This window comes from Knoellia locipacati, assembly GCF_044791685.1.
GTDB classification, from domain to species: Bacteria; Actinomycetota; Actinomycetes; order Actinomycetales; family Dermatophilaceae; genus Knoellia; species Knoellia locipacati_A.
In genome coordinates this window covers 4011258-4037845 of record NZ_CP087730.1, presented here as the reverse complement: position 1 = coordinate 4037845, position 26588 = coordinate 4011258, and the positions used below count along the sequence as shown (strand labels likewise).

The 26588-nt window shown below is 72.3% G+C and carries 23 protein-coding genes and 2 riboswitches; of the genes, 15 read left to right on the top strand and 8 right to left on the bottom strand.

The annotated features are described in order from the left end of the window. Positions 1 to 6 precede the first annotated feature (6 nt). Both pdxH and rocD read left to right on the top strand, forming a co-directional pair. Positions 7 to 687 carry a pyridoxamine 5'-phosphate oxidase gene (pdxH, locus tag LL946_RS18920; protein WP_404383501.1) on the top strand — a complete coding sequence of 227 codons (681 nt, stop codon included), beginning with the start codon at positions 7 to 9 and terminating at the stop codon, positions 685 to 687. A gap of 51 nt (positions 688 to 738) precedes the next feature. Further along, positions 739 to 1971, top strand: a complete 1233-nt coding sequence (gene rocD / locus LL946_RS18915) for an ornithine--oxo-acid transaminase (protein ID WP_404383499.1) — start codon at positions 739 to 741, stop codon at positions 1969 to 1971. 24 nt (positions 1972 to 1995) lie between these two features. Here rocD and LL946_RS18910 read toward each other — a convergent pair whose 3' ends face one another. Together LL946_RS18910 and LL946_RS18905 are read right to left on the bottom strand one after the other, a co-directional pair. Continuing rightward, entirely contained in the window at positions 1996 to 2532 is a 537-nt protein-coding gene (locus LL946_RS18910; protein WP_404383497.1) for a MarR family winged helix-turn-helix transcriptional regulator, read from the bottom strand. A gap of 402 nt (positions 2533 to 2934) precedes the next feature. Next, on the bottom strand, positions 2935 to 3603 hold the full coding sequence (locus LL946_RS18905; protein ID WP_404383495.1) for a B12-binding domain-containing protein: 669 nt from the start codon (positions 3601 to 3603) through the stop codon (positions 2935 to 2937). 147 nt (positions 3604 to 3750) lie between these two features. On the opposite strand from LL946_RS18905, the gene LL946_RS18900 reads away from it, so the two are divergent. Continuing rightward, a complete protein-coding gene (locus tag LL946_RS18900; protein WP_404383493.1) occupies positions 3751 to 4545 on the top strand; it encodes a tryptophan-rich sensory protein in 795 nt (264 codons plus the stop codon). Here the strand turns inward: LL946_RS18900 and LL946_RS18895 are convergent. Next, positions 4508 to 5407 (bottom strand): alpha/beta fold hydrolase, encoded by a 900-nt coding sequence (locus tag LL946_RS18895; RefSeq protein WP_404383491.1) that lies wholly within the window; start codon positions 5405 to 5407, stop codon positions 4508 to 4510. The two genes, LL946_RS18900 and LL946_RS18895, sit on opposite strands and share 38 nt — an antisense overlap. Before the next feature lie 40 nt (positions 5408 to 5447). Here LL946_RS18895 and LL946_RS18890 point away from each other — a divergent pair, with 40 nt between their 5' ends. Next, complete coding sequence (locus LL946_RS18890; protein ID WP_404383489.1) at positions 5448 to 5804, top strand: hypothetical protein; 357 nt, start codon at positions 5448 to 5450, stop codon at positions 5802 to 5804. Continuing rightward, entirely contained in the window at positions 5797 to 6240 is a 444-nt protein-coding gene (locus tag LL946_RS18885; RefSeq protein WP_404383487.1) for a hypothetical protein, read from the top strand. Before LL946_RS18890 ends, LL946_RS18885 begins: the two co-directional genes overlap by 8 nt. Here LL946_RS18885 and mgrA read toward each other — a convergent pair. Further along, positions 6209 to 7255: an L-glyceraldehyde 3-phosphate reductase gene (gene mgrA / locus LL946_RS18880; protein WP_404383485.1), complete on the bottom strand. Its 1047-nt coding sequence runs from the start codon at positions 7253 to 7255 to the stop codon at positions 6209 to 6211. The two genes, LL946_RS18885 and mgrA, sit on opposite strands and share 32 nt — an antisense overlap. Positions 7256 to 7352: 97 nt before the next feature. Next, a riboswitch (SAM riboswitch) is annotated at positions 7353 to 7467 on the top strand. A 15-nt stretch (positions 7468 to 7482) separates the two neighbouring features. On the opposite strand from mgrA, the gene LL946_RS18875 reads away from it, so the two are divergent. The 3 genes from LL946_RS18875 to LL946_RS18865 all read left to right on the top strand — a co-directional run bounded on the left by LL946_RS18875 (position 7483) and on the right by LL946_RS18865 (position 10388). Beyond that, positions 7483 to 8820, top strand: coding sequence for a bifunctional o-acetylhomoserine/o-acetylserine sulfhydrylase (locus LL946_RS18875; protein ID WP_404383483.1), 1338 nt, complete (start codon positions 7483 to 7485; stop codon positions 8818 to 8820). An 87-nt stretch (positions 8821 to 8907) separates the two neighbouring features. After that, positions 8908 to 9195: a hypothetical protein gene (locus LL946_RS18870; RefSeq protein ID WP_404383481.1), complete on the top strand. Its 288-nt coding sequence runs from the start codon at positions 8908 to 8910 to the stop codon at positions 9193 to 9195. Further along, a complete protein-coding gene (locus LL946_RS18865) occupies positions 9192 to 10388 on the top strand; it encodes a hypothetical protein (RefSeq protein ID WP_404383479.1) in 1197 nt (398 codons plus the stop codon). Before LL946_RS18870 ends, LL946_RS18865 begins: the two co-directional genes overlap by 4 nt. Here LL946_RS18865 and LL946_RS18860 read toward each other — a convergent pair. The 3 genes from LL946_RS18860 to LL946_RS18850 are packed head-to-tail and all read right to left on the bottom strand — an operon-like array spanning position 10375 to position 14903. Next, positions 10375 to 13026, bottom strand: coding sequence for a multicopper oxidase domain-containing protein (locus tag LL946_RS18860; protein ID WP_404383477.1), 2652 nt, complete (start codon positions 13024 to 13026; stop codon positions 10375 to 10377). The genes LL946_RS18865 and LL946_RS18860 overlap by 14 nt on opposite strands. Further along, positions 13023 to 14171, bottom strand: coding sequence for a hypothetical protein (locus LL946_RS18855; protein ID WP_404383475.1), 1149 nt, complete (start codon positions 14169 to 14171; stop codon positions 13023 to 13025). Before LL946_RS18855 ends, LL946_RS18860 begins: the two co-directional genes overlap by 4 nt. Continuing rightward, positions 14172 to 14903 carry a helix-turn-helix transcriptional regulator gene (locus LL946_RS18850; protein ID WP_404383473.1) on the bottom strand — a complete coding sequence of 244 codons (732 nt, stop codon included), beginning with the start codon at positions 14901 to 14903 and terminating at the stop codon, positions 14172 to 14174. 70 nt (positions 14904 to 14973) lie between these two features. Here LL946_RS18850 and LL946_RS18845 point away from each other — a divergent pair, with 70 nt between their 5' ends. The 3 genes from LL946_RS18845 to LL946_RS18835 all read left to right on the top strand — a co-directional run bounded on the left by LL946_RS18845 (position 14974) and on the right by LL946_RS18835 (position 20700). Then, positions 14974 to 15840, top strand: coding sequence for a DUF2249 domain-containing protein (locus tag LL946_RS18845; protein WP_404383471.1), 867 nt, complete (start codon positions 14974 to 14976; stop codon positions 15838 to 15840). Between the two features lie 45 nt (positions 15841 to 15885). Further along, the gene (hrpA, locus tag LL946_RS18840; protein ID WP_404383469.1) at positions 15886 to 19719 is read left to right on the top strand and encodes an ATP-dependent RNA helicase HrpA; all 3834 of its coding nucleotides are present in this window, start codon (positions 15886 to 15888) and stop codon (positions 19717 to 19719) included. Between the two features lie 72 nt (positions 19720 to 19791). Next, positions 19792 to 20700, top strand: a complete 909-nt coding sequence (locus tag LL946_RS18835; RefSeq protein WP_404383467.1) for a proteasome assembly chaperone family protein — start codon at positions 19792 to 19794, stop codon at positions 20698 to 20700. Between the two features lie 111 nt (positions 20701 to 20811). Here LL946_RS18835 and LL946_RS18830 read toward each other — a convergent pair whose 3' ends face one another. Further along, on the bottom strand, positions 20812 to 22509 hold the full coding sequence (locus LL946_RS18830) for a DNA polymerase (protein WP_404383465.1): 1698 nt from the start codon (positions 22507 to 22509) through the stop codon (positions 20812 to 20814). A gap of 179 nt (positions 22510 to 22688) precedes the next feature. On the opposite strand from LL946_RS18830, the gene LL946_RS18825 reads away from it, so the two are divergent. The 4 genes from LL946_RS18825 (at position 22689) to LL946_RS18810 (ending at position 26513) form a co-directional block, all read left to right on the top strand. After that, on the top strand, positions 22689 to 23438 hold the full coding sequence (locus LL946_RS18825; protein ID WP_404383463.1) for a hypothetical protein: 750 nt from the start codon (positions 22689 to 22691) through the stop codon (positions 23436 to 23438). A gap of 3 nt (positions 23439 to 23441) precedes the next feature. Beyond that, entirely contained in the window at positions 23442 to 23879 is a 438-nt protein-coding gene (locus tag LL946_RS18820) for a YkvA family protein (protein ID WP_404383461.1), read from the top strand. A gap of 94 nt (positions 23880 to 23973) precedes the next feature. Next, positions 23974 to 25194, top strand: a complete 1221-nt coding sequence (locus LL946_RS18815; RefSeq protein ID WP_404383459.1) for a DUF4192 domain-containing protein — start codon at positions 23974 to 23976, stop codon at positions 25192 to 25194. 61 nt (positions 25195 to 25255) lie between these two features. Beyond that, a riboswitch (SAM riboswitch) is annotated at positions 25256 to 25365 on the top strand. Positions 25366 to 25379: 14 nt separating this feature from the next. Continuing rightward, positions 25380 to 26513 carry a homoserine O-acetyltransferase gene (locus tag LL946_RS18810; protein ID WP_404383457.1) on the top strand — a complete coding sequence of 378 codons (1134 nt, stop codon included), beginning with the start codon at positions 25380 to 25382 and terminating at the stop codon, positions 26511 to 26513. Positions 26514 to 26588: the final 75 nt, after the last annotated feature.

Below are 26588 nucleotides of genomic sequence, written 5' to 3'. Positions count from 1 at the left end.
GACACCGTGAACGACGTCACCCGCATCGACTACACCGGCACCGGCCTCTCCGAGGACGAGGTCGCCGACACCCCCTGGCGCCAGGCGAGGCTCTGGGTCGACGAGGCGGTCGAGCGCTCCCGCGCGCAGGCGGACGTCCCCGAGCCGCACGCCCTGTCGGTGGCCACCGTCGACTCCGACGGCGTCCCCAACGTGCGCACCGTCCTCATGCGCTACTTCGACGAGCGCGGCCCCGGATTTCTCACGAGCACGTTGTCCACCAAGGGATCCGAGCTCTCCGGCAACCCCGCCATCGCCGCCTCCCTCACCTGGCCGTCGATGTACCGCGCGATCCGGTTCCGGGGACGCGCCGAGCTCCTCGACCGCGACGAGGTCGCTGCCTACTTCGCGAGCCGCCCCTGGGCCTCGCGCATCTCCGCCTGGGCCTCGCGCCAGTCGCAACCGGTCGCCTCACGCGCGGAGCTCGAGACGGCATACGAGGCGTATGCCGTCCGCTGGCCCGACCGGGGCAGCGCGGACGACGTGCCGCTCCCGGACTTCTGGGGCGGCTACCGCATCGTGTGTGACGAGGTGGAGTTCTGGGGAGGGCGGAGCAACCGGCTGCACGACCGACTCGTCTTCACCCGCACCTCGCAGGGTCACCTCGACGACCCCGGGGCGTGGACGCTGGCGCGTCGTCAGCCCTGACCGGGCGCGGATACGCTGTCCGCGACCACCGACGAAGGAGCGACAACCGCCATGACGCCCGAGCAGACCGGCACCACCCCGGCCGTGAGCACCGAGCAGCACATCGAGACCACCGAGCGCTACGCCGCGCACAACTACCACCCGCTGCCGGTGGTCATCGCCAGCGGTGAGGGCGCGTGGGTCACCGATGTCGACGGCAAGCGCTACCTCGACTGCCTCGCCGGCTACTCGGCGCTCAACTTCGGCCACTCTCACCCGCAGCTCGTCGAGCGAGCCCGCCAGCAGCTCGGAACGCTGACGCTCACGAGCCGCGCCTTCTACAACGACCAGCTCGGGCCGTTCGCCCAGGCGCTCGCCGAGCTCGCCGCCAAGGACATGGTCCTGCCGATGAACTCCGGCGCCGAGGCCGTCGAGACCGCGATCAAGGTGAGCCGTCGCTGGGGCTACGAGGTCAAGGGCGTGCCCGAGGACCAGGCCAACATCATCGTCATGGAGGGCAACTTCCACGGCCGCACCACGACGATCATCAGCTTCTCCGACGACAAGGTTGCCCACGACAACTACGGCCCGTACACGCCGGGCTTCCGCGCTGTCCGCTACGGCGACATCGAGAGCGTGCGCGCCGCGGTCGACGAGTTCACTGTCGCCGTCCTGCTCGAGCCGATCCAGGGCGAGGGCGGCGTCGTCGTCCCGCCGGAGGGCTTCCTGCGCGACGTGCGCGCGCTCTGCTCCGAGGAGAACGTCCTCATGGTCGCCGACGAGATCCAGTCCGGTCTCGCACGCACGGGCACGACGTTCGCGTGCGACCTCGAGGGTGTCGTGCCGGACATGTACATCCTCGGCAAGGCGCTCGGCGGTGGCCTCTACCCGGTCTCCGCCGTCGCCGCGAACAAGGACGTCCTCGGGGTCATCACTCCCGGCTCGCACGGCTCGACGTTCGGCGGCAACCCGCTCGCTGCCGCGATCGGGCACGAGGTGTGCCGACTGCTCGCCACCGGCGAGTTCCAGGACCGTGCGCGCCGCCTGGGGGACCGCCTGCTCGCCGGGCTCGAGCCCCTCGTGGGCCACGGCCTCGACGAGGTGCGGGTCCGCGGGCTGTGGGCCGGGCTCGACGTCACCCCCGGCGGGCCGTCGGGCCGCGAGCTGTGCGAGCGCCTCATGGAGCGCGGGATCCTCGCCAAGGACACCCACGGCATGACGATCCGTCTCGCCCCGCCGCTCGTCATCACCGAGGACGAGGTCGACCTGATCGTCGCCGCGGTCAAGGACTCGCTCGAGGGCTGAGCCCACGTCGGCTCGTGTCCGCGCTCACCGCACGTCGGAGAGCGCGGACAGGTCGTGCATGAGGCTCGCCCACCGCGTGGGTGGCAGGTCCTCACTGATCTCGTCGGCGAGGTCCGCCAGCACGGACTCGATGGCGCGCGCGAGGTCGGTGCCCTCCTCGGTGAGCACGACGGCGCATCGTCGGGATTCGCGCGCGTGGCCGACCCTTCTGACGAGACCCGCCTGCTCGAGGTGGTCGAGACGGTGTCCGACCGTGGACCTGTGCCGGTCGAGGTACTCGGCCAGCTGCGTCGGCGTGGTCACTCGCTCTGCGACGCGCAGGAGCAGGTCGACGTCGACCATCGTGCGCTGGCTGAGCCGGCCGAGCGTCGGCTCGACGCACGGAGCGAGCGCTCGCAGCATCATCCTGTCGACGGCGCTGGATGCCTGGCGCAGGAGGATCGGCAGGTTGCGCGGATCGTCCCTGTCGACGCGCTCCCAGCGTGCGGAGAAGCCCGGTTCCCGGTGGTGGATCGGCTCACGGCGCTGGTCGTCGGCGAACAGGTGTCTCTCACGTCCCATGGGGAGAGCCTGCCCGGTGTCGGCGCTGACACCGAGGCGTCATCCACAGGGTCGACATGCAACCGGGTCGCCGTCCATACGGTCGCCACCCATACGGTCGCATCCACACGCGGGACATCCATACGGTCGGCATCTACACGCGGGACATCCATGCGGTGCGCTCCGCGTGTCGACCGGCGTCAACGGGGCCGAGTCACCCTGTCTCCCGGCAGTATGTTGCCCGAACCAACGTGAGTTGTCGCATGACGCAACACAGTTGGTTGAGGCAACGGTCATTCCGGACCACCACCAGCGACGTCGGAAACCAGCGACACCGGCACCGATGGCGTGGGCCACCGGCCGAGGAAGGGTTCGCTGTCCGTCGAGGGTCGAGTCAACCCGCCAGGGACGAGCGGCGGAAGGTCAGGCGGCGGCCGTGATGCGCGCGTGCCAGTCGACGAACTCGCTCACCGAGCGGCGCATGTCGGTCGACAGCCCGGTCGCTCCGACGCGTCCGGCGATCTCCGCGTCGGCTCCCGCGCCGCCTATCGTGAGCGGGTAGTGGCGAGCCAGCATCCGCAGCGCACCACCGTGGGCCTCGAACGAGCGGCGACGCGTCGCCGCGACGACGACACCGGAGGCGGCGACGACACGGCATACGTCACCGAGACCCGGCAGGGGAGTGTCCGAGCCGAGGAAGCGTGAGGGCACCCCCGCTCGGGTGATGAGCACGTGGAAGCAGAGCAGCCCGAGGTCGTGACGCTCGCCGGGTGGGCAGGCGAGGACGACCGGGGACGGGCCCGCGTGCGGCGCCGGGTCGGAACCGCCGGACAGTGCCTCGCCCATGAGCCAGCCCCGCACGATCTGGCTGGCGAAGTGCTCGTGGGCGACCGTGTGCGTACCGCGTTCCCAGGCCAGGCCGATCTCGCGGAGGAAGGGCAGGACGACGTCGACGACGGTGTCGTCGACGCCGTGCTCGTCGCTGTGGGAGCGGAGGATCGAGCGCAGCGCGATCTCGTTGAGGGTGCCAGCGGCGTCGAGCAGGGCCGCTACAGCGGGCGCCGCTGGATGCGCGGCGGGGGAGATGGTCACCTCCGGAGCATAGGTGGTCACGTCCCCTACCTGCGGTTATGCCGTCAGGCGGATATTGCGCCTCGGCGCCGTCGGCGGCCGGATGAGCGTGGGACCGAGGGCGTGGCGAGGGGCTCCGGTGACGGCCTCGGGTGGCAGGGTTGGGCCATGACGACATCGGACCGCCCGCGCCAGATCGCCGTGACCCTGGCCGAGATCTTCTGCGTGCTCGGCACGCTCGTCGGCGTGGGAGTGATCGGCACCCGGGTCGAGGAGTCGTCGGGTGGGTCGCTGGCGGCGGACGCGACCCTGCTGGCCCCGGCGGGCCCGGCGTTCTCGATCTGGTCGGTCATCTACCTCGGACTCGCTGCCTACACGGTGTGGCAGTGGCTCCCGGGCCCCGGTCGCAGCGAGCTCGCCCGCCGGACGGGATGGATGGTCGCGGCCTCGATGGTGCTCAACGCCGCGTGGCTGCTCGTCACCCAGCAGGGCTGGATCTGGGTCAGCGTCGTCGTCATCCTCGCGCTGCTGCTCGTGCTCGCCCGGCTCGCCCTCGAGCTCGCCTCGACGAGCGAGGACGCTGCCGGACCCATCGGCACCTGGCTCGTGCGCCTCACGGTCGGCCTCTACCTCGGCTGGGTCTCCGTCGCGACCTTCGCCAACATCGCCGCCGCGCTCGGCAGCAGTGGCGTCAACGTGACGAGCGGCGGCGCGGTGGTGGCCGCGGTCCTCGCCCTCGTGCTCGTCACCTCGGTCGCCGTCGCGCTCATGCGGGCCGAGCCGACCCGGTGGGGTGTTGCCGCCGCCGCAGTGTGGGGCCTGTCGTGGCTGGCCTTCGGCAGGTTCGCCGACGAGCCCCGTTCGGCCGTCGTGGGCGCTGGTGCCCTCGTGGCGGTCTTCGCCGTCGCCGTCTCCGCGGCCGCCCTCACCGTGGGTCGGCAGAGCGACGTGCGTTCTGCGTGATCGCCTCGGCCATCTCGGCCCGGCGCCCGCGAGGCAGGTCGTGCCCCATCTCGGGGAACATGAGCAGCCGTGACCCGGAGATGGCCCTCGCTGTCGCGACACCGCCGCTCGGCAGGACGAGCCGGTCCCGCAGCCCGTGGATGACGAGCGTCGGCACCGTGATGGTCCGCAGCCGGGCCGTGCGGTCCGGTGAGGCGTTGATCGCGTTGAGCTGACGGTCCCGGCTCACCGACGTCACCGTGCCCCGCTCGACGTGCGCCTGCGCCATGAGCCGCATCTCGTCCGCGTCGAAGTCCTTGCCGGCGATGACGCGGAACGCCTCGACGCTCGCCGCGATCGCCTCGTCACGCGTCCTCGGGGGGTTCGCCCGGATCTGGCGCACGAGGGCAGGCAGCAGCTTGGCCGAGGTCCGGCCATGGCGGCGGTGGCCGGTGTTGGACATGATCGAGCACAGCGACCGCACCATCTCGGGCCGGCTCACCGTGAGCTCCTGCGCGATCATCCCGCCCATCGAGGCGCCGACGACGTGGGCCGAGGCGATGCCGAGGTGCTCGAGCAGGCCCGCGGCGTCGTCGGCGAGGTCACCCAGCGTGTAGTCGGCCCGGGCCAGCCGACGGGCCGCGAGCCCACGCGCGATGTCGCCTCGGCTCGGGGGAGGTGCGTCGGTGAAGGAGGACAGACCCTGGTCGCGGTTGTCGTAGCGGATGACCCGGAACCCTTGGTCGACGAGCAGGTCAACGAGGTCCTGGGGCCACGCCACGAGCTGGGCGCCCATCCCCATGATGAGGAGCATGGGTTCGGCGTCGTCCGGACCGTCGACGACGTACTCGATGCGCACGTCACCGATCTGCGCTGAAGTCATGGCGTCATCCAACCAAACCGTGCGACGTAGGCTGTCCGCCGTGCTCCTCCCGCTCACCCAAGTGCTCGTCGCCGTCGCGGCGCTGCTCATGCTCGTGGCCCTCGCCTACGCCCTGTTCGACCGGCTCATGGACAACTGGCTCCTCGCCCTCGTGACGCTGGTCGAGGTCGGTGTCCTCGTTCAGCTCGTCCGCGGTCTCGTCGGCATCGGTGACCTCGACGGGCACCGCGCGACATTCATCGCCTACCTCGCCACCCTGCCGTTGGTGCTCGCCATCACGACCCTGGGTGCGATCAAGGACAAGACGCGCTGGGCGATGGCCTCGGTGGGCGTCGGCGCGTTCGCCGTGGTCGTCATGACCCTCCGCCTCCAGCAGATCTGGGACCTGTATGCCTGACGCCGGCGACACCCGCACCGACAGCGACACCACCCCCGCCACCCACTCGGGCCGCGGGCCGGGACGCATCCTCGTCGTGGTCTACGGCGTGCTCGCGCTCGCGGCGACCGGTCGCTCGATCCTCCAGATCGTCGAGTACTTCGACCGGGCGCCGCTGGCCTACCTGCTGTCCGCGCTCGCCGCACTCATCTACGTCGTCGCCACCGTCGGCATGGCCCGCGGCGACCGGGCCTCGACCCGTGTCGCCCTCCTTGCGTGCACCGTCGAGCTCGTCGGGGTCCTCGTCGTCGGGGCGCTGTCGTATGCCGTCCCGAGCGCCTTCCCGGACAAGACGGTCTGGTCGCACTTCGGCTCCGGCTACGGCTACGTGCCGCTCGTCCTGCCGGTGCTCGGCATCTGGTGGCTCAACCGCGTGAGGACGTCTCCCAGAGGTTGATCCCGGCGTCGACCGCGTGCTTGTCGATCGCCTTGAGCTCGTCGTCGCTGAACTTGAGATTCTTGACGGCGAGCAGGTTGTCATCGAGCTGCTCGACGCTCGACGCGCCGACGAGCACCGAGGTGACGCGCTCGTCGCGCAGCAGCCAGGCGAGCGCCATCTGCGCGAGGGTCTGACCACGCTTCTGGGCCATCGTGTTGAGCGCGCGCACGTGCTTGAGCGACTCCTCGGTGAGCAGGTCCGGGGACAGGCTCTTGCCCTGCGAGGCGCGCGAGCCCTCGGGGACGCCCTTGAGGTACTTGCTCGTGAGCATCCCCTGCGCCAACGGTGAGAACGCGATGCACCCGACGCCCGTCTCACCGAGGACGTCGAGCAGGTCCTCTTCGACCCAGCGGTTGAGCATCGAGTAGGACGGCTGGTGGATGAGCAGGGGAGTGCCGAGATCGCGGAGGGTCTCGACGGCCTCGCGCGTGCGCGGACCCGAGTACGACGAGATGCCGACGTAGAGCGCCTTGCCCTGTCGCACCAGGGAGTCGAGCGCGCCCATGGTCTCCTCGAGCGGGGTCGTCTCGTCGAAGCGGTGGCTGTAGAAGATGTCGACGTAGTCGAGCCCCATGCGCTTCAGGGACTGGTCGGCGCTCGCGAGGATGTACTTGCGACCGCCACCGCCCTGGCCGTAGGGACCGGGCCACATGTCGTAGCCCGCCTTGGAGCTGATGATCAGCTCGTCACGGTAGGGCCGGAAGTCGCGGGCGAAGAGCGTGCCGAAGTTGCGCTCGGCGCTGCCGTAGGGCGGCCCGTAGTTGTTCGCGAGGTCGAAGTGCGTCACGCCCCGGTCGAACGCGCGACGCAGGATCGCCTGCTGCCGCTCGAGCGGCACGTCGTCACCGAAGTTGTGCCACAGGCCCAGGGAGATGGCGGGCAGGTCGAGACCGGATCGCCCGACCCGGCGGAACGGCATACCGGCGCGGTAGCGACCCGGGGCCGCCTTGTACTCGTCGACGTGGAAGGTCATGCCCCCATCATGCCCGCGTCCGCCGTCACGACGAGGCCGTCCACCTCCCGAGACGGTGATGTCGTATGCCGGCCACGCGCCGCTACCGTTGGGACCAGGTCATGAGTGCCAGCGACAAGCCCCGGCTCGCTGGCCGGCAACCCTCCAACCGCGGTGGGGTGCCCCGGGTGAAGACCAGGCGCGACGCCGACCGGCGTCCGCAAGCACGGCACACAAGGAGCAAGGCCATGGCCGACGACGCCACTTCCGCAACCCCGAACTGGTCCTTCGAGACCCGTCAGATCCACGCCGGGCAGGAGCCCGACCCGACCACGGGGGCGCGGGCACTGCCGATCTACCAGACGACCTCCTACGTCTTCAAGGACACCGAGCACGCGGCGAACCTGTTCGCGCTCAAGGAGTTCGGCAACATCTACACGCGCATCATGAACCCGACGCAGGACGCCGTCGAGCAGCGCATCGCCTCGCTCGAGGGTGGCGTCGGAGCGCTGCTGGTCGCCTCCGGCCAGGCCGCCGAGACCATCGCGATCCTCAACGTCGCCGAGGCCGGAGACCACATCGTCGCGTCACCGTCGCTCTACGGCGGGACGTTCAACCTGCTCAAGCACACGCTGCCCAAGTTCGGCATCGAGGTGACGTTCGTCGACGACCCCGCCGACGCCGAGTCGTGGCGAGCAGCGGTTCGCCCCAACACCAAGCTCTTCTTCGGCGAGACGATCTCGAACCCCAAGATCGAGATCCTCGACATCGAGGCGGTGGCAGCCGTGGCACACGAGGCGGGCGTGCCGCTCATCGTCGACAACACGGTCGCGACTCCCTACGTGCTGCGTCCGCTCGAGCACGGCGCCGACATCGTCGTGCACTCGGCCACGAAGTACCTCGGTGGCCACGGCACGACGATCGCCGGCGCCATCGTCGACGGCGGGACGTTCGACTTCGGCAAGGACCCCGAGAAGTTCCCGAACTTCAACACGCCCGAGGAGAGCTACCACGGGCTCGTCTTCGCCCGTGACCTCGGCGTCGGCGGGGCGCTCGGCGCCAACCTCGCCTACATCCTCAAGGCGCGGGTCCAGCTCCTCCGCGACCTCGGTCCGGCCGTCGCACCGTTCAACGCCTTCCTCATCGCCCAGGGCATCGAGACGCTCAGCCTGCGCATCGACCGCCACCTCGAGAACACCAGGGCCGTCGCCGAGTTCCTCCAGGGGCACGAGCAGGTCGAGTCGGTGCGGTGGGCCTCGTTGCCCGGCGACGACTACTACGAGCTCGCCCAGAAGTACACGCCCAAGGGGTCGGGCGCCGTGCTCGCCTTCGAGATCGTCGGCGGCGCCGAGGCCGGACGGACCTTCGTCGAGTCCCTGCGGCTGCACTCGCACGTGGCCAACCTCGGCGACGTGCGCTCGTTGGCGATCCATCCCGCGACGACGACGCACTCGCAGGGGCCCGACGCCGACCGGCTCGCCGCCGGCGTGACGCCCGGGCTCGTGCGCCTCGCCGTGGGCATCGAGCACATCGACGACATCCTCGCCGACCTCGAGCAGGGCTTCACCGCAGCCAAGTCCACCTGACCGGACCCGCCGGGACGCGAGGGGCGGGCCGCGAGGGGCTGTGGACAACTCCGCGGCCGCTCTCGCGGTTCGCCCTACCGTCGGCTCATGACGACCCTGCACATCGACGCCGGGTGGATCGCCCAGCTGGGGGTGTCGCTCGCCGACGTCTCCGCCCAGCTGGCCGACGCCGGCGATGGCGATCTCGACACCGCTGCGTTCGGCCCGGGTGAGGCGAGCGGCGCCTTCGCCCACCTCATGGAGGGCTGGCGTCGTCAGCGTCTCGCTCTCGTCGAGCAGCTCACCGACCTCTCCGACAAGGCGTCCATCGCGGGTGGTGCCTACGTCGAGACCGAGGCGAGGGTCGGTCGGTCCCTGGGTGGCGGGCCGCGGTGAGCCGAACCCTCCTGCCGCTCGAAGGCCGACCCGAAGGGCTGAGAGGGCTCGCGGACGTCCTGAGCGGGGGAGCGACGCGGCTCGCGGCGATCAACACCGTGCTCCTCGGCCTGCGTGCCGGCGCCCGGTGGGACAGTCCGTCCGGGCACGCCTTCGAGTCCGCGGTGCAGGCCCCTCCGCCGGTCATCGCGGCGGTCATCGAGAGGTATGCCGGCGCGGCCCGGTCGCTGCGCACGTTCGCCGACGAGCTCGAGGAGGCGCAGCACACGGTGGGCGAGGCGCTCGCCTCGCACAGGGAGGCATGGCGCCGGCACGACACCTTCATGGAGCGGCGTGGTGTCGCCGTCGACTCCGTCGAGCAGCAGGACCTCGAGAGGGCGATGAACGCCGAGGTTGCCGTCATCGCCGAGGCCGAGCGTCGTCACGCCGTCGCAGCCATGCGCCAGACGGAGGCCGACCGCGCGTGCGCCCGGACCCTGCGCGCACTGGCCCGCGACGCCCTCGACGACCCCACGGCATACAGCGCCCTGGTGGCCGGTGGCGCGGCCTCGAGGCCGGCTGCCCTCGTCGGCGGAGTGCTGCCGGGCCGGTTCAGGCTCGTCGGCGCCGCGGGGGCCGCGGTGGGCACGCTCACGCAGGTGGGACTCCTCGTCCTCTACGACGAGGGCTCGTGGAAGGAGGTCGGCACCAACGTGCTGGGCGCCGCCGTGACGGCCCTCGGCTCGGTGCTCGTCGCGGGCTCCGCCGTGGGTGCGAGGGCCGTCGCCACGGGCGGGCGGCGCGTCTTCGGCAAGACCGCCAACCCCACCATGGGCTTCCGGCTGGGAGCGGGGGCGCGCACCACGTTCGACGACTGGGTCGACGGCTGGCGCACCAAGGTCGGGCTCGCGGTCAGGCCTCGTCCCAGCCCGGTCGTGCCGCGCCCACTTCCGCCGGCGACCTCGGTGGCCGGCAAGGCCCGCAACGCGACCCTGCGGGCGGTCGACGGGGCGTTCCTGGACAGCTGGAGGATGGCCAGCGCGAGCGGGCCACAGGCTCAGCGGATGTTCGTCGCGGGGGTGACGATCCAGCAGGCCCCCACCGTCGCCAAGCAGGTCAGCAACACCCTCGAGCGGCGGGTGGAGCGACAGGAACAGGCCGCCCGCCGGGAGCGGGAGGCGACGGAGGTCCCCGTGGAGCTCAGGGCGAGGTGACCTCGAGGATGCCGTGGGCGCCGCGCTCGGCGTCGACCATGATGTGCGAGACGAACGGGTAGTGGCCCGCCTGAGGGGGCACGAGCTCGACGAAGCCGCCCTGCGCGGGCAGGAGGGCCAGTGACTGCGCGCCACCTGCCGTCCCCGGCTGGCCCGGACGCAGCAGCCAGGCACCCTCGCTGAAGACGGTGTCGAACTGCCCGCCGACGACGTGGAAGGACGACGGGCGGCTCGGCCCGGCGTCGAGCACCCAGAAGCGCACCCGCTCACCCGGGCGGGCCGGCAGCTGGTCGTGGTCGTACTGGCTGGCGAACCCGTTGAAGACCACGGCGTCGGGGCGTTCTGCCGCGACCTTGCCCGGGTCTGCCGACTCGGCGCCCAGGTAGACCTCCGACTGCACGAGGAGGTACTCGCGGTCCACGGCCGGCAGTCCGGGCGGGTCGATGACGACCGCACCGAACATGCCGTTCGCGATGTGCAGGGACATCGGCATCGTGCTGCAGTGGTACATCCAGACGCCGGCCTTCGTGGCGGTGAAGGTGTAGGTGTGCGTCGCGACGGGCGCGATGGTGCGCATCGGCTCGTCGGGGGCCAGTGCCCCGGCGTGGAAGTCGATGGAGTGGCCCGTCGTCGCCGCGTTGTGCAGCGTGATGACGAACCTGTCGCCGACCCTGCCCCTCAGGACCGGGCCGGGCGCGGTGCCGTTGAACGTCCACAGCGTCTGGCGGACCCCCACGGCAACCTCGCGCTCGACCTCGCTCACGGTGAGGTCGACCCGGTGCACCCTGCCCACGGGTGCTGGTGCCAGGGCCGCGTCCCGGGCCCGGAAGCCGGACGCCGGCTCCGCCATGACGTCGAGCCGAGGTGCGGCCGCGCCAGCCTTCGGCGTCGTGCCGGAGTGGTCGTGACCGCCCGTCGTCGCGGTGCTCGACCCACCGCTCGACCCACCGCTCGACCCACCGCTCGGCTCCTCGAGGCCCGTGACGTCGACGGCGAACAGCATGCCCATCTGTCGATGCCCCGCGATGGTGCACCAGCCGTCGCGGTCGCGGCCGACGACGGGCACCTCGACCCTCCCCCTGGCGCCGGGGGAGAGGCGTCCGCTGCGCTCTCCGCTCTCGAGAGCGAGGTCGTGGACGTCGCTGTCCTCGTTGACCACCTCGACGACGAGCCGGTTGCCGGCCGGCACCGACACTGACGCCGGGTGGAACCGCATCCCTCGCGCCTCCACGCGCAGGGTGGTGGTCTCGCCCGTCGCGGCGACGACGCCGGCGGCAGAGCGGCCCACCCCGCCGAGAGCCGTGGGGTCGGCGGCGACTCCCGCTGCCGTCGCGAGGACGACCGCGGCCAGACCGACTGCCGCCATTCCCGTATGCCGTGCGCGCACGACCGAGCGAGGCTCCGGCACGTGGCGCTCGGGCCGAGCCGGGGGTGGCGCGAGCGGACGGCGCGATCGCCGGATGGCCACCGCGAGGAGGGGGAGGAACGAGCCCATGGAGCCCAGCACGAGCATCGACACGACCACGCGCACGAGGCTGGGCACGGGGGCGAGGCACAGGGCCAGCCCGAGGTTGGTCAGGACCACCCTGGTCGCCGCTCCTCGCTCGAGAACGGTCCCGAGCTCTCGCACCCGGGCCGGGCCGCCTCCGAGGACGACGGGGACCAGGTAGGTGAGGGCGCCCAGGAGGACCTGTCCCGCGAAGCCGACGGCGAGCGGCGTCGTCACCTGGTGGGCGCGCTCCCCGGCGTCGAACCACGAGGGCGCGGTGCCGAGGAGTGCCGCGAACCACCCGAGACTCACGACGAGCCACGCGACGGCAGCCAGGACCGACCACGCGGCGAACGACTGGGGCGCCTTCGTCCTCGCGGCGGAGAGAGCGGGACGCAACGCCCACAGCGCGCCAGCGAGGTAGCCGAGCACACCGGCGGCCGCCACGGTCATGAGCCCCGCAGCGGCGCCCACGACGACGAGGAGCACCGAGCCGACGAGCACGGGCAGCGCACGTCTCGAGGTGCGCTCGGCGCCGACGGCCAGCCTGGTCCGCAGGATCGTGGGCCACAGGGTGAGCAGGGTGCCGACGACGGTGAGCCCGACCCAGCCGAGGATGTTGGCGGCCACGTGCGCGACGAGCAGCCGACCGTGCACAGCCTCGGCCGGATGGCGCGCGAGCAGGGTGCCGAGCGCGGCGCCGACCGGCAACGCACAGGCGGCGGCGACATAGTGGTGGACCGAGGTCGCGAACCGAGCAGGGAGGGCGCGGTGCGCCAACCGAGCGAGCGAGATCCCGTGTGCGGCGATGGCGGCGCCGACGACCACCGCTCCCGCCAGCGTGGCGGACCACGTGGCCGTGACCATCCCGACCACGACCACGGTCACGCCGGTGTTGAGGCAGCTGAGCCGGACCACCTCCGCCCGGCGTGACGTCGGGGCGTTCTTGAGCAGGGCGTGGGCGAAGTGCGTGCTCCACACGCAGATAGCGTTGGTCACGGCGCCCAGGAGCAGCAGGTGGACCATGAGCCAGCGGGACTCGGGGACGAAGGGGTGGACGAGAGTCGTCACGAGCAGGGCCGAGAGCCACAGGACGACCCCGGCGTTCGCGCCCAGGAGCCACCCGACCCTCGGGCTCGCGGCCTTCACCGGACCACCTCGAGAGGGGCGGTGGAGCGCGGCGGCAGAGGGGGTCCGGTGGCAGGCACCGGTTCGTCATCGCGGTCGCTCACCCCGCGCCGGCCCCGTCCTGACACCGCCGACCAGATGAGCACGCCGACGAGGCCGAGGACGGCACCGACGTTGAGAGCGCCGCCGATCCGCAGAGCAGGCTCCCAGCCACGGGCGTCACCACCTGCGACGCGCACGAGCAGGGACACCTGGAGGAGCGCAGCGGGACCGTAGAGCGCCGAGCGGTAGGGCAACGGGACGCGCAGCACAGCAGGCAGGATGACCGGCGCGTGGGCCATGACCATCGACATGGTGAAGCCGAGGAAGACGGTGTGCACCAGCGCGTCGTACGCCGGTCCGTCCAGGACCGGACCCGCGAGGACCAGCACGCCGGCGGCCACCGTGAGCCAGGCATAGCCGGCGAGGAGGCATGCCGCCGCGAACCGGGGGAGGCCGGTGGAGCGGACCGTGCGGCGCGCGACGTCGTGGGTGGCGAGCCATCCGACGAGCCCGAGCAGCACCAGCCCGAACACCGGCTGACCGACGGCGGGCCAGAGCAGGGTGGCAGGGGTGCTCAGGGCGAGGCCCACTCCCGCGAGCAGCACCGGCTCGTCGCGGGCAAGGTCGATCCGCGCCAGCTCGAGACGTTCGCCGGCGATGGTGAGGACCACGAAGCCGACGAGCCAGGGCAGCAGGCGGGGGACCGGCACCGACCCCAGCCACAGCAGGGCTGCGCCGGCGGCGAGCACGGCACCGAGCGCCTGGACGACGACGGCGTCATCACGCCGGCGCTTCCACAGGGCGACGTGGACGAGGGCGAGTGCGACGCTTCCCGCGACGAGGAGGGACTGGCCGAGACGGGCCGTGGTCGGCGGCACGACGAGCAGGCCACCCGCTCCGAGGAGGGCAGGGGCGATGTGGCCCGGGCGTCGGCGCAGGGCCACCGCGCGCTCGACCGCGACGAGCGTCCCCACGAACCCGAGGACGAGGAGCATCCCGTGCACGTCGGGCAGACGCGTCGACACCGGCACCGCCGGCACGTCGAGCAGCTGCAGCCCGGCGTCGAGCCCGAGGACGAGGGCGACCGCACCCGGCAGCAGGAAGGGCAGGCGACGCACGAGCACTCAGGACTCCCGTGGCCGGGCGCCGCCGAGGTGCAGCAGGCACGCTCCGGGTTCGGCGAACGGCACGAGCGTGGTCCCGGCAGGGTCGGCGCGCCACTCCTCGAGTGCGCCACGGACGATGCCGAGGTGCACCGCGCACACGACCTCCGGCTCCTCGATGGCCGCCTCGAGGAGCGGGCACTGTCGCAGCCTCACGGCTGTCGCCCGCGCGTTCGTGGTCGGCGCGAATCCCAGGCTCTTGAGCAACGACACGACACCTCGGCGGGCTGCAGCCGGGGTGCGGGGTCGGGGCGTGACGCCGGTGGCAAGCTGCCCGCCCCAGTCCCGACCGGCCGCTGCGGCGTCGTCGCGGGGCCGGTCGCTCGTCCGGGCCAGCTGTCTCGCCAGGGCGGTGGCGAGGGCTGCGTACTCGGGTGAGCCGGTCTCGGGAGCAGGCACCGCGGCATACAGCCACGCGGGGCGACCGCGACCGGAGGTCTCGGCGCGCGTGCGAGCGACGAGGCCGGCGGCGACGAGCGTGTCGAGGTGCTCGCGCACGGTGTTGGGGTGCTGGCCGGTGGCCTCGGTGAGCGCCGCCACCGTGATGGGCGCGTCCTGCTCCTCGAGCCTCTCGAGCACGGTCCACGAGGCCCGGCCGGGCGCCTCGTGGACTCGACTCCTGGTCGCAGGTGGTGGTCCGAAGCCGGCCGCCATCCGGTCGGCCAGGGAGGCGGCAGCGTGAGAAATATTCACGGAAAATAGTGTATTAAAGATGTAGGCCCGCCGCCACCCGGGCGACGGCGCAGCAAGGAGGTCGGCCCCCGTGAACACCGTCGTCGTCGCGAGCAGCGAGCAGGACTCGTCCGCAGTCGAAGCCGTCAAGCAGCACCACGCCCAGATGGCAGGCACCCTCGCAGGACACGTGACCCGCATCGCCGCCGCGCCCGACGACGCGTCGGCGCTCCTGGCCCGTGACCACCTCGTCGAGTGGGCCGAGCACGACCTCGTGCCGCACGCGAAGGCGGAGGAGTCGGCGATGTATCCGCTGGCCCACGCCGACGAGCGCGCCCGCCTCCTCGTCGACGCCATGCTCGTCGAGCACCAGCTCATTCTCGGTCTCGTCGGCTCGCTGCGGTCCGCCAGCGACCGGGTCCACGCCGCCGCCGAGGCTCGGGCGCTTGCCGTGACGTTCGACAGCCACCTGGCCAAGGAGAACGACCAGATCCTGCCGCTGCTCGCCGGCAAATCCGACGTGTCGCTCGCCGACGCACTCGCGGGCATGCACGAGCTGCTCGGCGGGCACGAGGGTCATGACGACCACGGCCATGATGACCACGGCCATGATCTCCACGGCCATCACGCCCACGGAGACACCGGCGGCGTCAGGCAGGAGACGTCGTCCGCCAGCGCCACCGGCGGCTGCGGCGGCGGCTGCGCCTGCGGCGAGAGCGACGGCCCCGAGTACCCCGAGCTCGACGCCCGCACCGTCCCGCACGCCATCCGGCACGCGACGATCTTCGGCGCCCTCGACGCCGTCCAGCCCGGTGGCGGACTGGTCCTCGTGGCCCCGCACGACCCACTGCCGCTCCTGCGCCAGCTCGAGGGTCGCGAGCCCGGTGCGTTCTCGGTCGACTACCTCGAGCGTGGTCCGGAAGCGTGGCGCCTGCTGCTGCAGCGGGCCGGCGCCTGAGAAGTCAGGCGAAGCCCGGCGCGCGCCCGACCTATCCTTGGGCCCGTGCCCGAGCCCGGATCCGTCCTCACCGACCGGGGCCCCGTCGACCCCGCTCGGCTGAGGTATCCCGAGCAGCTCCCGGTCGTCGAGGGCCGCGACGACATCCTCGCGGCGATCCGCGACCACCAGGTCGTCGTCATCGCCGGTGAGACCGGATCGGGCAAGACCACCCAGCTCCCCAAGATGTGCCTCGAGCTCGGCCTCGGTGCGACGGGTCAGGTCGGGCACACCCAGCCCCGTCGGATCGCGGCCCGCTCGGTCGCCGAGCGCATCGCCGAGGAGATGGAGGTCGAGCTCGGGGACCTCGTGGGCTACCAGGTGCGCTTCACCGACCACTCGAGCGACCGCACCCGCGTCAAGGTCATGACCGACGGCATCCTGCTCGCCGAGATGCAGCGGGACCGGGACCTGCGCCGCTACGACACGATCATCATCGACGAGGCCCACGAGCGCTCGCTCAACATCGACTTCATCTTGGGCTACCTCAAGTCGCTGCTCCCGCGCCGGCCGGACCTCAAGGTCGTCATCACCTCGGCGACGATCGACCCGGCACGCTTCGCCGAACACTTCTCCACCGACGCCCACGGCAGGGTCGTCCGGGATGTGCCGGTCATCGAGGTGTCGGGCCGCACCTACCCGGTCGAGGTCCGCTACCGGCCGCTCGTCGAGCGGGGAGAGGGCGGGCACGTCACCGAGGAACGCGACCAGGTGACCGGGGTCTGCGACGCCGTCACCGAGCTGTGGACCGAGACCCCTCCCGGTCACACCGCCACGGACATCCTCGTGTTCTTCTCGGGCGAGCGCGAGATCCGTGACGCCGCCGACGCGCTCCAGGCGCTCGGGTTGCCGAGCACCGAGATCCTCCCGCTCTACGCCCGGCTCTCGGCAGCCGAGCAGCACCGCGTCTTCACCCGCGGCAAGGGACGCCGGATCATCCTCGCGACCAACGTCGCCGAGACCTCGCTCACCGTGCCCGGCATCGGCTACGTCATCGACACGGGCACCGCCCGCATCTCCCGCTACTCCCAGCGCACCAAGGTCCAGCGGCTGCCGATCGAGCCCATCTCGCAGGCGAGCGCGGCCCAGCGCTCCGGCCGGTGTGGCCGTGTCGCCGACGGCATCGCGATCCGCCTCTACTCGGAGGAGGACTTCGACAGCCGCGCCGAGTTCACCGAGCCCGAGATCCAGCGCACCTCGCTCGCCGCGGTCATCCTCCAGATGACGTCGCTCGGCCTGGGTGACATCGCCCGCTTCCCCTTCGTCGACGCACCCGACCCGAAGCAGATCGCCGACGGCGTCCGCCTCCTCGACGAGCTGGGTGCCCTGCGCGACGGGCAGGGGAGGAGGGGCGAGAGGCGGCTCACGGCATACGGAAAGACGCTTGCGCGGCTCCCGCTCGACCCGCGCATGGGACGGATGCTCATCGAGGCGGGGCGGCTCGGCTGCACCAAGGAGGTCCTCGTCATCGTCGCCGCGCTGTCGATCCAGGACCCGCGCGAGCGGCCGGTCGACAAGGAGGCGCAGGCCCAGCAGCAGCATGCGCGGTTCAGGAGCGAGACCTCGGACTTCGCCGGCTTCCACGCCCTCTGGCGCTACCTCAAGGAGCAGCAGAAAGCGTTGTCCGGCAGTGCTTTTCGTCGGATGTGCAAGGCCGAGTTCCTCCACTACCTGAGGATCCGCGAGTGGCAGGACCTGCACCAGCAGCTCCGCAGCGCCTGCAAGCAGGCACGCATCGACCCCGAGCAGAGCACCGCCGCACAGGGAGGGGAGCCGGACTGGGACGTCGTCCACCGCGCGCTCCTCGCCGGCCTCCTCTCGCACGTCGGCGTCCGGGACGAGCAGAAGCGTGAGTATGCCGGCGCGCGCGGTTCGCGCTTCGGCATCAACCCGGGGTCGGGCCTCTTCAAGAGGCAGCCCGACGTCGTCATGGCCGCCGAGCTCGTCGAGACGACCCGCCTGTGGGCACGGGTCAACGCCGCCATCGACCCCCTGTGGGCCGAGGAGGTCGGCTCGCACGTCGTCAAGCGCACCGTGAGCGAGCCGCGGTGGTCGATGTCGCAGGGGAGTGTCATCGCGTCCGAGCGGGTCACCCTCTACGGCGTCCCGCTCGTCGTCGACCGCACGATCCAGTACGGCCGGGTCAACCCGGAGGAGGCCCGCGACCTGTTCATCCGCAACGCCCTCGTCGAGGGCGACTGGGACACCCACCACAGGTTCTGGAAGGCCAACACCGCTCTCCTGCAACGGCTCTCGGAGCTCGAGGAGCGCGCCCGCCGCCGCGACCTCATCGTCGACGACGAGGTCGTCTTCGAGTTCTACGACGCGGGCATCCCGCCGGACGTCACGTCGGTGCGTCACTTCGACCGCTGGTGGAAGGGCGAGCAGCGCCGGCGCCCCGACCTCCTCACCTTCACCGAGGAGCTGCTCACCCGTGACGACGCGGACACGGTGTCGGCCGGTGACTACCCGCGCACGTGGCGCCAGGGCGACGTCGAGCTCGACGTCACCTACCAGTTCTCACCGGGCGACGCGGCCGACGGGGTCACCGTCCACGTCCCGACCGCGGTGCTCAACCGGGTGAGCGCGGACGGGTTCGACTGGCAGGTGCCGGGGCTGCGCGAGGACCTCGCCGTCGCCCTCCTCAAGTCCCTGCCCAAGGCGACCCGCCGCCACTTCGTGCCGACGCCCGACCACGCCCGGGCGGCCCTGGCCGCCGCCGACCCCACGTCCGGGGCCGCCTTCACCGACGAGCTGGCCCGGGTGCTCCGGGCGCGCACCGGTGTCACCGTCCCGCCGGGGGAGTGGGACTGGTCGCGCGTCCCGGACCACCTGCGCATCACGTTCTCCGTCGAGGCCCCAGGTGGCCGGGTCGTCGCCCGCGGCAAGGACCTCGACGAGCTCCGGCCGAAGTCCGAGGGCGCGGTGCGGCAGCGCATGGCCAGGGCCGGTGCCTCGATCGAGCGCAGCGGGCTCACCGCGTGGACGTTCGACGACGTCCCGCGCACCTTCGAGGGCCGGTCGGCAGGGCACACGGTCCAGGGATTCCCGGCGCTCGTCGACGAGGGCGCCTCCGTCGCGCTCCGCGTCCTCGACCACCCGGGCACGGCGGGAGCCGCGCACCGCAGAGGGGTCCGGCGACTGCTCCTGCTCAACACGACGGCTCCGTGGAAGCGGGTCCTCGCCCGGCTCACCAACGCGCAGAAGCTCGCGCTGGGCCAGAACCCGCACGGCTCCGTCCCGGCGCTGCTCGAGGACTGCCTCGCCGCCGCGGTCGACTCGATCGTCGCCGAGCACGTGCCCGGCGAGGTCCGGACGAAGGCTGAGTTCGAGACAGCCCACGCCGCCGTGCGCACCCACGTCGTGACCCGCGTGCTCGTCACCATCGAGGCCGTCGAGCCCGTGCTCGCCCTCGCCGGCGACGTCCGGCGGCGGCTCGACGCGATCGGGTCGGGGGCGGCCGCCCGCAGCCTCGCCGCGACCACCGCCGACGTGCGGGCCCAGCTCGACGGGCTCATCCGCCCCGGCTTCGTCGCGGCGAGCGGCCTCGCCCGGCTGCCACACCTCCAGCGCTACCTCCGGGCGATGCTCCAGCGGCTCGACAGGGCCGCGACGAACTCGCGCGAGTCGCAGCTGCTGGAGCAGGTCGACTCGATCGAGACGGCATACGCCGACCTCCTCGACGCGCTCCCGCCGACGGCCACCGGTGCGCCCGAGGTGACCGACATCGCGTGGATGATCGAGGAGCTGCGGGTCAGCCTCTTCGCGCAGTCACTGGGCACGGCGCACCCCGTGAGCGAGAAGCGTGTCCGCAACGCCATCGCCGCCGTGACACCGTGAGCGCCGACCGGGAATCTCCGCGACCACCGACACGTTTGACCGAACACGTGACCCCCCTGAGAGGCTGTTCCCGTGCAGAACCCGTCTGACCTCTACCGCTTCGAGATCGATGCCCCGTCGCCCACCCGGCAGCCGGGCGCCCTCATCGTGCTCCTGGGCGCCTTCATCGACGCCGGCAACATCCAGCGCATCCTCGGCACTCACCTCGTCGACACGACCGACGCCGAGGGGGTGGCCACCTTCGACGTCGACGCCCTCCTCGACTACCGCGGACGCCGGCCGGCCATGGTGTTCGACACCAACCGGTGGGAGAGCTACGCCGACCCGTCGATGGTGCTCTACCGGATGAACGACCGCGACGGCCAGACCTACTACCTGCTGACCGGCCCGGAGCCGGACTTCCAGTGGGAGCGGACGATCGAGGCCATCCGGCAGCTCATCCAGATCCTCGGGGTCACCCTCGTCGTCACGAGCCACGGCATCCCCATGGGCGTCCCGCACACGCGCCCGGTCGGCATGACCGCGCACGCCACCGACCCCCGGCTCGTCGGCGACAAGGAGTCGCCGTTCGGCACGGTGCAGGTACCTGCGAGCTTCCCGGCGCTGCTCGAGCTGCGGCTCGGCGAGGCCGGTCGCGACGCGCTCGGCTTCGCGATCCACGTGCCCCAGTACCTCGCGCAGGCCGAGTGGGCCGAGGGTGCGCTCGCGGCGCTCAACGCCATCACCGACGCCACCGGGCTCAACCTGCCCAACGACGACCTCATCGCCAAGGCCGGGGTCAACAACCGTGAGATCGCCTCCGAGCTCGCCGACAACGCCGAGGCCGGCCAGATCGTCAACGCGCTCGAGCAGCAGTACGACGCGTTCATCGAGGGCCAGGAGCGGCCCAGCCTGCTCGCCACCGAGGCCGAGGACCTCCCGTCGGCCGAGGAGCTCGGCGCCGACATCGAGGAGTTCCTCCGCAACGTCAGCGACGACTGACCCCGCCCACGTCGGCCAGTCGAGAGGAGAGAACACGCCGTATGCCGTGAGGCACCGACGGCGAGTTCTCTCCTTTCGACCCGCTCCCGGACCGGATGTCCGGGCCCCGCGTCAGTCCTTGGCGTCGGACCAGCGCGCGATGACGGAGGTGTCCGCGACGAACCGCACCGGCGCCCCCGCCGCCCAGCGCCGCGACGCGTCGGCCAGCGCCCGGTCGACGAGCGCGGCCACCTCGTCCGCGCGCTCGGCGGGCGCATGCACGATGAGCTCGTCGTGCAGGCACAGCACGATCTGGGCCCCGAGCGGCCCGCCCAGGGCCCGCACGGTCGCGGCCCACGCCTTGAAGAGCTCGGCGGCGGCGCCCTGGATGATCGCGTTGCGTGCGAAGCGGCCCCGGGCCGCGTCGAGCGCGGGGTTCGCGCCCACGGGTGACTGCGCGAGGAACCGCCCGGTCGGGATGAGCCGTCCCCCGAACGTCCGCAGCGGCTCGCCGCGCACCCCGCTCTCGTAGGCGCGGTCGAGCAGACCCATCGCCACCGGGTAGGCCCGCTCCAGCCCGCGCAGCGCCTCACCGGCGGCGCCGCTGCGCTGGCCGTACATCGCCGCGAGCACCGCCACCTTGGCGACCGGTCGTTCCACCCCGAGCCGCGCAGCGACCGGGGCATAGAGGTCGTCGGCCCGCGTCGCCTCGGCGAACGCCGGGTCACCCGAGACGACGGCGAGCACCCTCGGCTCGATCTGCCCGAGGTCCGCCCGGACGAAGACGTGCCCGGGGTGCGCCGCCACGCCCGATCGCAGCGCGGCGGGCAGGTTGTGCAGGCCGTTCTCGGCGGTCATCCGTCCGGCGGCACCGTCGCACGCGCTCCAGCCACCGCGTAGGCGGTCGTCCGGCCCGACGCACTCGTCGAGCCAGCGGTAGCCGTAGGTCGTCGCGATCCGCTCCGCCTTGCGCCACGCGAGCAGCGCCTCCACGACGGGGTGCACCTGGCGGTAGGCGTCGAGCACCCACTTGCGGGTGTTGGGAACGTCGACGCCCACCCCGGCGAGCATGTCGCGCACCTGTTGCGGGTTGCGCAGGTCGGTCGACTCGCGCCCGGGCACGTGGCGCAGCACCTCGGCGTCGCGCTCGCGGCGAGCGGCCGCGGCGGCCTCCTCGGACGCGGCACGAGGGCCGGCGAACTCACCGATGAGCCGCTCGAGCACCGGCCGGTCGACCGGCAGCCCGCCCCGCTCCAGCTCGAGGCACAGGAGCGCGGCCGCCGACTCGGAGTGGATGGTCCCGACCGTGCGAGCACCGAGCGACTGCGCCCGCTCCCGCTGCCGCACCGCGCAGTCGAGCGCCGCCTCGGCCCACCGGATCAGGCGGTCGTCGCCCTCGAGCCAGCCCGACGCGGCATCGGCGCGCAGGTGCCCGTCGGGGCGCACGAGCTCGTCGGGAGCAACCTCGTCCGCGGCGGAGAAGTCGAACAGGTCACCTGCCGACGGGGTCGGCATCGTCGACAGGGGTATGCCGTGTGCCGCAGCCCAGACGCGTCCCGGCTCGGCGTTCCAGCCCCCGTGGAGGATCCGGTGGGCCTCGGCGAGGTCCCAGGCCCGAGCGATCGGGGTGGCTGCCGCGGAAGCCAGCTCGCCGGCATACCGGGCGGACCACCAGACCCACCGCGGTCGGGAGGCGGTCTCCACGCCGGAGAGCTCGCGAGCCACGTCCTCGAGCGACCCGACGACCCGCACGTCGGCGCCGAGGAGCGCGGCGCGGCCACCGTGGACGACGGCGGCGACGAGGTCGGCGGAGCCGCCGGGGACGGGCATGGGGCGAAGCCTAGGTGAGGGTCAGGACACCCCCGCACGCGAGCGGCGCACCCGCTCTGACGTGGCAGGATCGGTCGGGACAGCAGCTTCGCGGCCGCGCACAGACGTACTTCGCGACCGCGGACGGACACACGCTTCGCAACGGCGGCCGGGCAGCCCGGGCGCCACAGGAGGTCACAGTGGGACTCTTCGGACTCGGCACGGACGACGCCAAGGACGCCAAGGACCAGATCGCGCAGACCAAGTCCGCGCTCGAGCAGGCCCGGGAGGCCCCGAAGGACCAGGGGTTCATCGGCAACTCCACCGCCAAGGTGGTCGAGAACCTCCTCGACACCGGCATCGACGGCAAGGGCCCGTTCGACTCGGCCGCCAAGGTCGCGGCCTCCGCCCTCAAGAAGAACAACGGCAACGTCGAGGCGGCCGTCGACGACGTCATCAAGAGCCACCTCAAGCTCGCCGCGGCCGGTGGTTTCGTCACGAGCCTGGGCGGTTTCATCACGCTGCCGGTGTCGCTGCCCGCCAACGTCCTCGGCTTCTACCTGCTCGCCACCCGCATGACGGGGGCGGTCGCGTCGCTGCGCGGCCACGACATCGCCCAGCCGCAGATTCGCACGGCGGTGCTCCTCACCCTCGTCGGCGCCGACGCCGACGACCTCCTCGCCAAGGCCGGCATGGTCGCCCCGGGCGGCCGCCTCACCAACCTCGCCGCGCAGCGACTGCCCGGCCCGGCGCTCATGGTCGTCAACAAGGCGATCGGGTTCCGGCTGCTCTCGACGGCCGGCAAGAAGACGTTCTCGCGCTTCGGACGCAACGTCCCGATCGTCGGTGGCGTCGTCGGTGCCGGCCTCGACGGCTGGCTCCTCAAGCGGATCTCCGACAACGCGCGGCGCGAGTTCCCCACGGCGTCAGCGCAGATCGCGCAGGCCTGACCCATGGCGATGGCGTCCAAGGTCACCACGCTCAGAAGTCTCGCCACGGCGGTGCGCATCGCCACTCGCCCCGGCGGCCCGTCCCTGGTGGAGCGTGCCCAGGCCGTCCCGCGGCTCGTGCGGGCGGTGCGTTCTGGTGAGTACACCGGGACCTCCGTCGGCCGGCTGCTCATGATGCTGGGCGCGGCGGGCTACCTCGTCTCGCCCGTCGACCTGCTGCCCGAGGGCATCCTCGGGGCGTTCGGCCTGGCCGACGACGCGGTGGTCGGGTCGTGGCTGGCTGCCGAGCTCGTCACCGAGACCGAGGCCTTCCTCGAGTGGGAGCGCTCGACCGGCCGCGGTTCGGGTCACGGTGCCGGTGGTGCGGCGGGCGGAGCAGCCGTGCCGGGAGAGGTCGTCGACGACGGGGCTCGTGGCGGTTCCACCTCGCCTCGTGCGTGAGCGTCCTCCACAGGCATCCCGTATGCCGTCCGCCGTCCACAGGTGCCTGACCTGACCCTTCCCGAGGAGGTGGGCCCCTCCTGACGCTGGGGTCATGACCTCAGTGAAGATCTCCACCACCGACGAGCTGCTGGCGCTGCTGCCCCACCAGCTCGGGTACCGCCTCGAGCAGTGCGTCGCCGTCGTCCTCGTGACCGACAGGATCGTCGGCCCCGTGGCCAGGGTCGACCTCCCGCCCGAGAAGGACGTGCGCGGCACGGCCGACCACTTTCTCCAGAGCCTGCTCCGCATCGAGCCGCAGATGGCGCTCCTCGTCGGCCACGACACGGTGGCCGGAGAGTCCCGGTCACTGCTGCGCGCCCTGCACCGCGGCCTCCTCCACGCCGGAGTCGGGATCATCGACCACGTCGTGGTGCGCGACGGCCGCTGGTGGGGGTGGTGCTGCAGGCCGGCGGACGAGCTCGACGGGCTGCTCGCCGACCATGTCGACGGTCACCCGATGCCCGACGACGCCGCCGTGCCGGCCGTGGCCGAGTTCATCGCCCGGGGGAGCGCCCCGCTGGCGAGCCGGAGCGAGCTCGGCGCCCTGGTGCTCGAGGACGCTGCCGTGAGCGAGGGGGTCGGCGACGCCCTCTCGGACCTCTGGGACGCGTTCTGCGACGACGTCGACCCCGACGGGCTGCTCGAGCTCGGGTTCGACGCAGCCGAGCCCGAGCTCGACGACGACGTCGAGGACGACGACGCCGAGCCCGACGGCGAGGACGACTCGGCCGCCGACGGTCTCGACGAGGTCCGGCTGCGCGTGCGGGACCGGTTGGCGTCGGTCGACCGGGTCCCCGACCTGTGGGCCCGGGTGCTGGCGCCACCGGGAGAGCGCGGTGACACCTTCGCCGTGTCCGACCGGGAGCTCGCCCTCATGGCGTGCTCGCTCGTCGACAAGCAGTGGCGCGACGCCCTCGTCGCGTGGATGTCGCCGGTGATGTTCCCGCTCGACGAGGTCGACGGTGGGTCGCGCGAGCTCCTGCGCACCCACGCCGTCGCCGGTCCGGCGCTCACCTGCGAGCAGTCCCAGGCGGTGCTGCGACGTCTGCTCGGGCTCGGCGCCCGCATCCCCGACACGTGGCCGCACGAGGCCGCGGCGGTCTGCACCATGACCGCGTGCGTGGCCTGGGGTGTCGGCGACGGCTCCATCGCCGGCGATGCCGTGACCCGGGCGCTGCGGGTCGAGCCGCACTACCGGCTGGCCGAGCTGCTCTCGCAGATGATCGAGGTCCAGCTCCGGCCGCGGCGCCCGTGGCCCGGGCTCGCCGCCTGAGCCCTCTCACGGTGCGGACAGGGCTCCCCGCGGGTGGTGCGCGCGACCTAGACTCGGGCCAGGTCATGAGTCCCAGCGACAAGCCCCGGCTTGCTGGGCGGCAACCCTCCTCGCGGTGGGGTGCCCCGGGTGAAGACACGGCCCGTCGGCACCGGCGGGCAAGCGCGATCCGAGGAGCACCCCCGATGACCATCACCGACCTCCCGACGGCGTCCTTCTGGCGCCCCGGTGACGACCCGGGCGACCGACGGTTCCTGAGCCTCGGCCCGGTCGAGCTCGAGCGTGGTGGCACCCTCCCGGACGTCACGGTCGCCTACGAGACCTGGGGCACGCTCAACGCCGCTCGCGACAACGCCGTCCTCGTCGAGCACGCCCTCACCGGCGACTCGCACGTCGAGGGCCCGTCGGGGGCGGGCCACCCCACTCCCGGGTGGTGGGACGGGCTCGTCGGCCCTGGGCGGCCCCTCGACACCGACACCCACTTCGTCGTCGCGAGCAACGTCCTCGGTGGTTGCCAGGGCACGACCGGGCCGTCGAGCGACGGACCCGACGGCCGCCCGTGGGGTGGCCGGTTCCCGTCCGTGACGATCCGTGACCAGGTCACCGTCGAGGCGCTGCTGGCCGACCGGCTCGGCATCGCGGCGTGGGCCGGGGTCCTCGGCGGGTCGATGGGCGGCATGCGGGCGATCGAGTGGGCCACGACCCATCCCGAGCGGGTGGCGGCGTGCATCGTGCTGGCGTCCACGGCATACGCGACCGCCGACCAGATCGCCTGGTGCCAGCCGCAGCTGCTCGCCATCCGCACCGACCCGGCCTTCCACGACGGCGACTACTACGAGCGAGGGGTCGTCCCGAGCGATGGCCTCGGGATCGCGCGGCGGATCGCGCACGTCACCTACCGCCACGAGGGTGAGCTGGCGGAGCGCTTCGGCCGCGAGGCGCAGGCGGGGGAGGAGCCGCTGGACCGCGGCGGCCGTTTCGCCGTCGAGTCCTACCTCGACCACCACGCCGGCAAGCTCGGGCGCCGCTTCGACGCCAACTCCTACCTCGTGCTCAGCGAGGCGATGAACAGCCATGACGTCGGTCGCGGCCGTGGTGGGGTCGCGGCGGCGCTCGGCCGCTTCGGCGGGCACCTCGTCGTGGCCGGTGTCGACACCGACCGCCTCTACCCGGAGCGCCTCTCCGAGGAGATCGCCGCGCTGCGTCCGGGGACCACCCTGAGGCGCATCTCGTCGAGGTTCGGGCACGACGGGTTTCTCATCGAGATCGAGCAGGTGGGCGCGGTGATCCGCGAGGCGCTGGCCTCGGGCCGGGTGTGACCGGTCCCACCGCGACGGGCTCCCAATCACCGCGCCGGGCCTGCGTGTCCTGCGTCACAATCTCCGGTAGCGTCC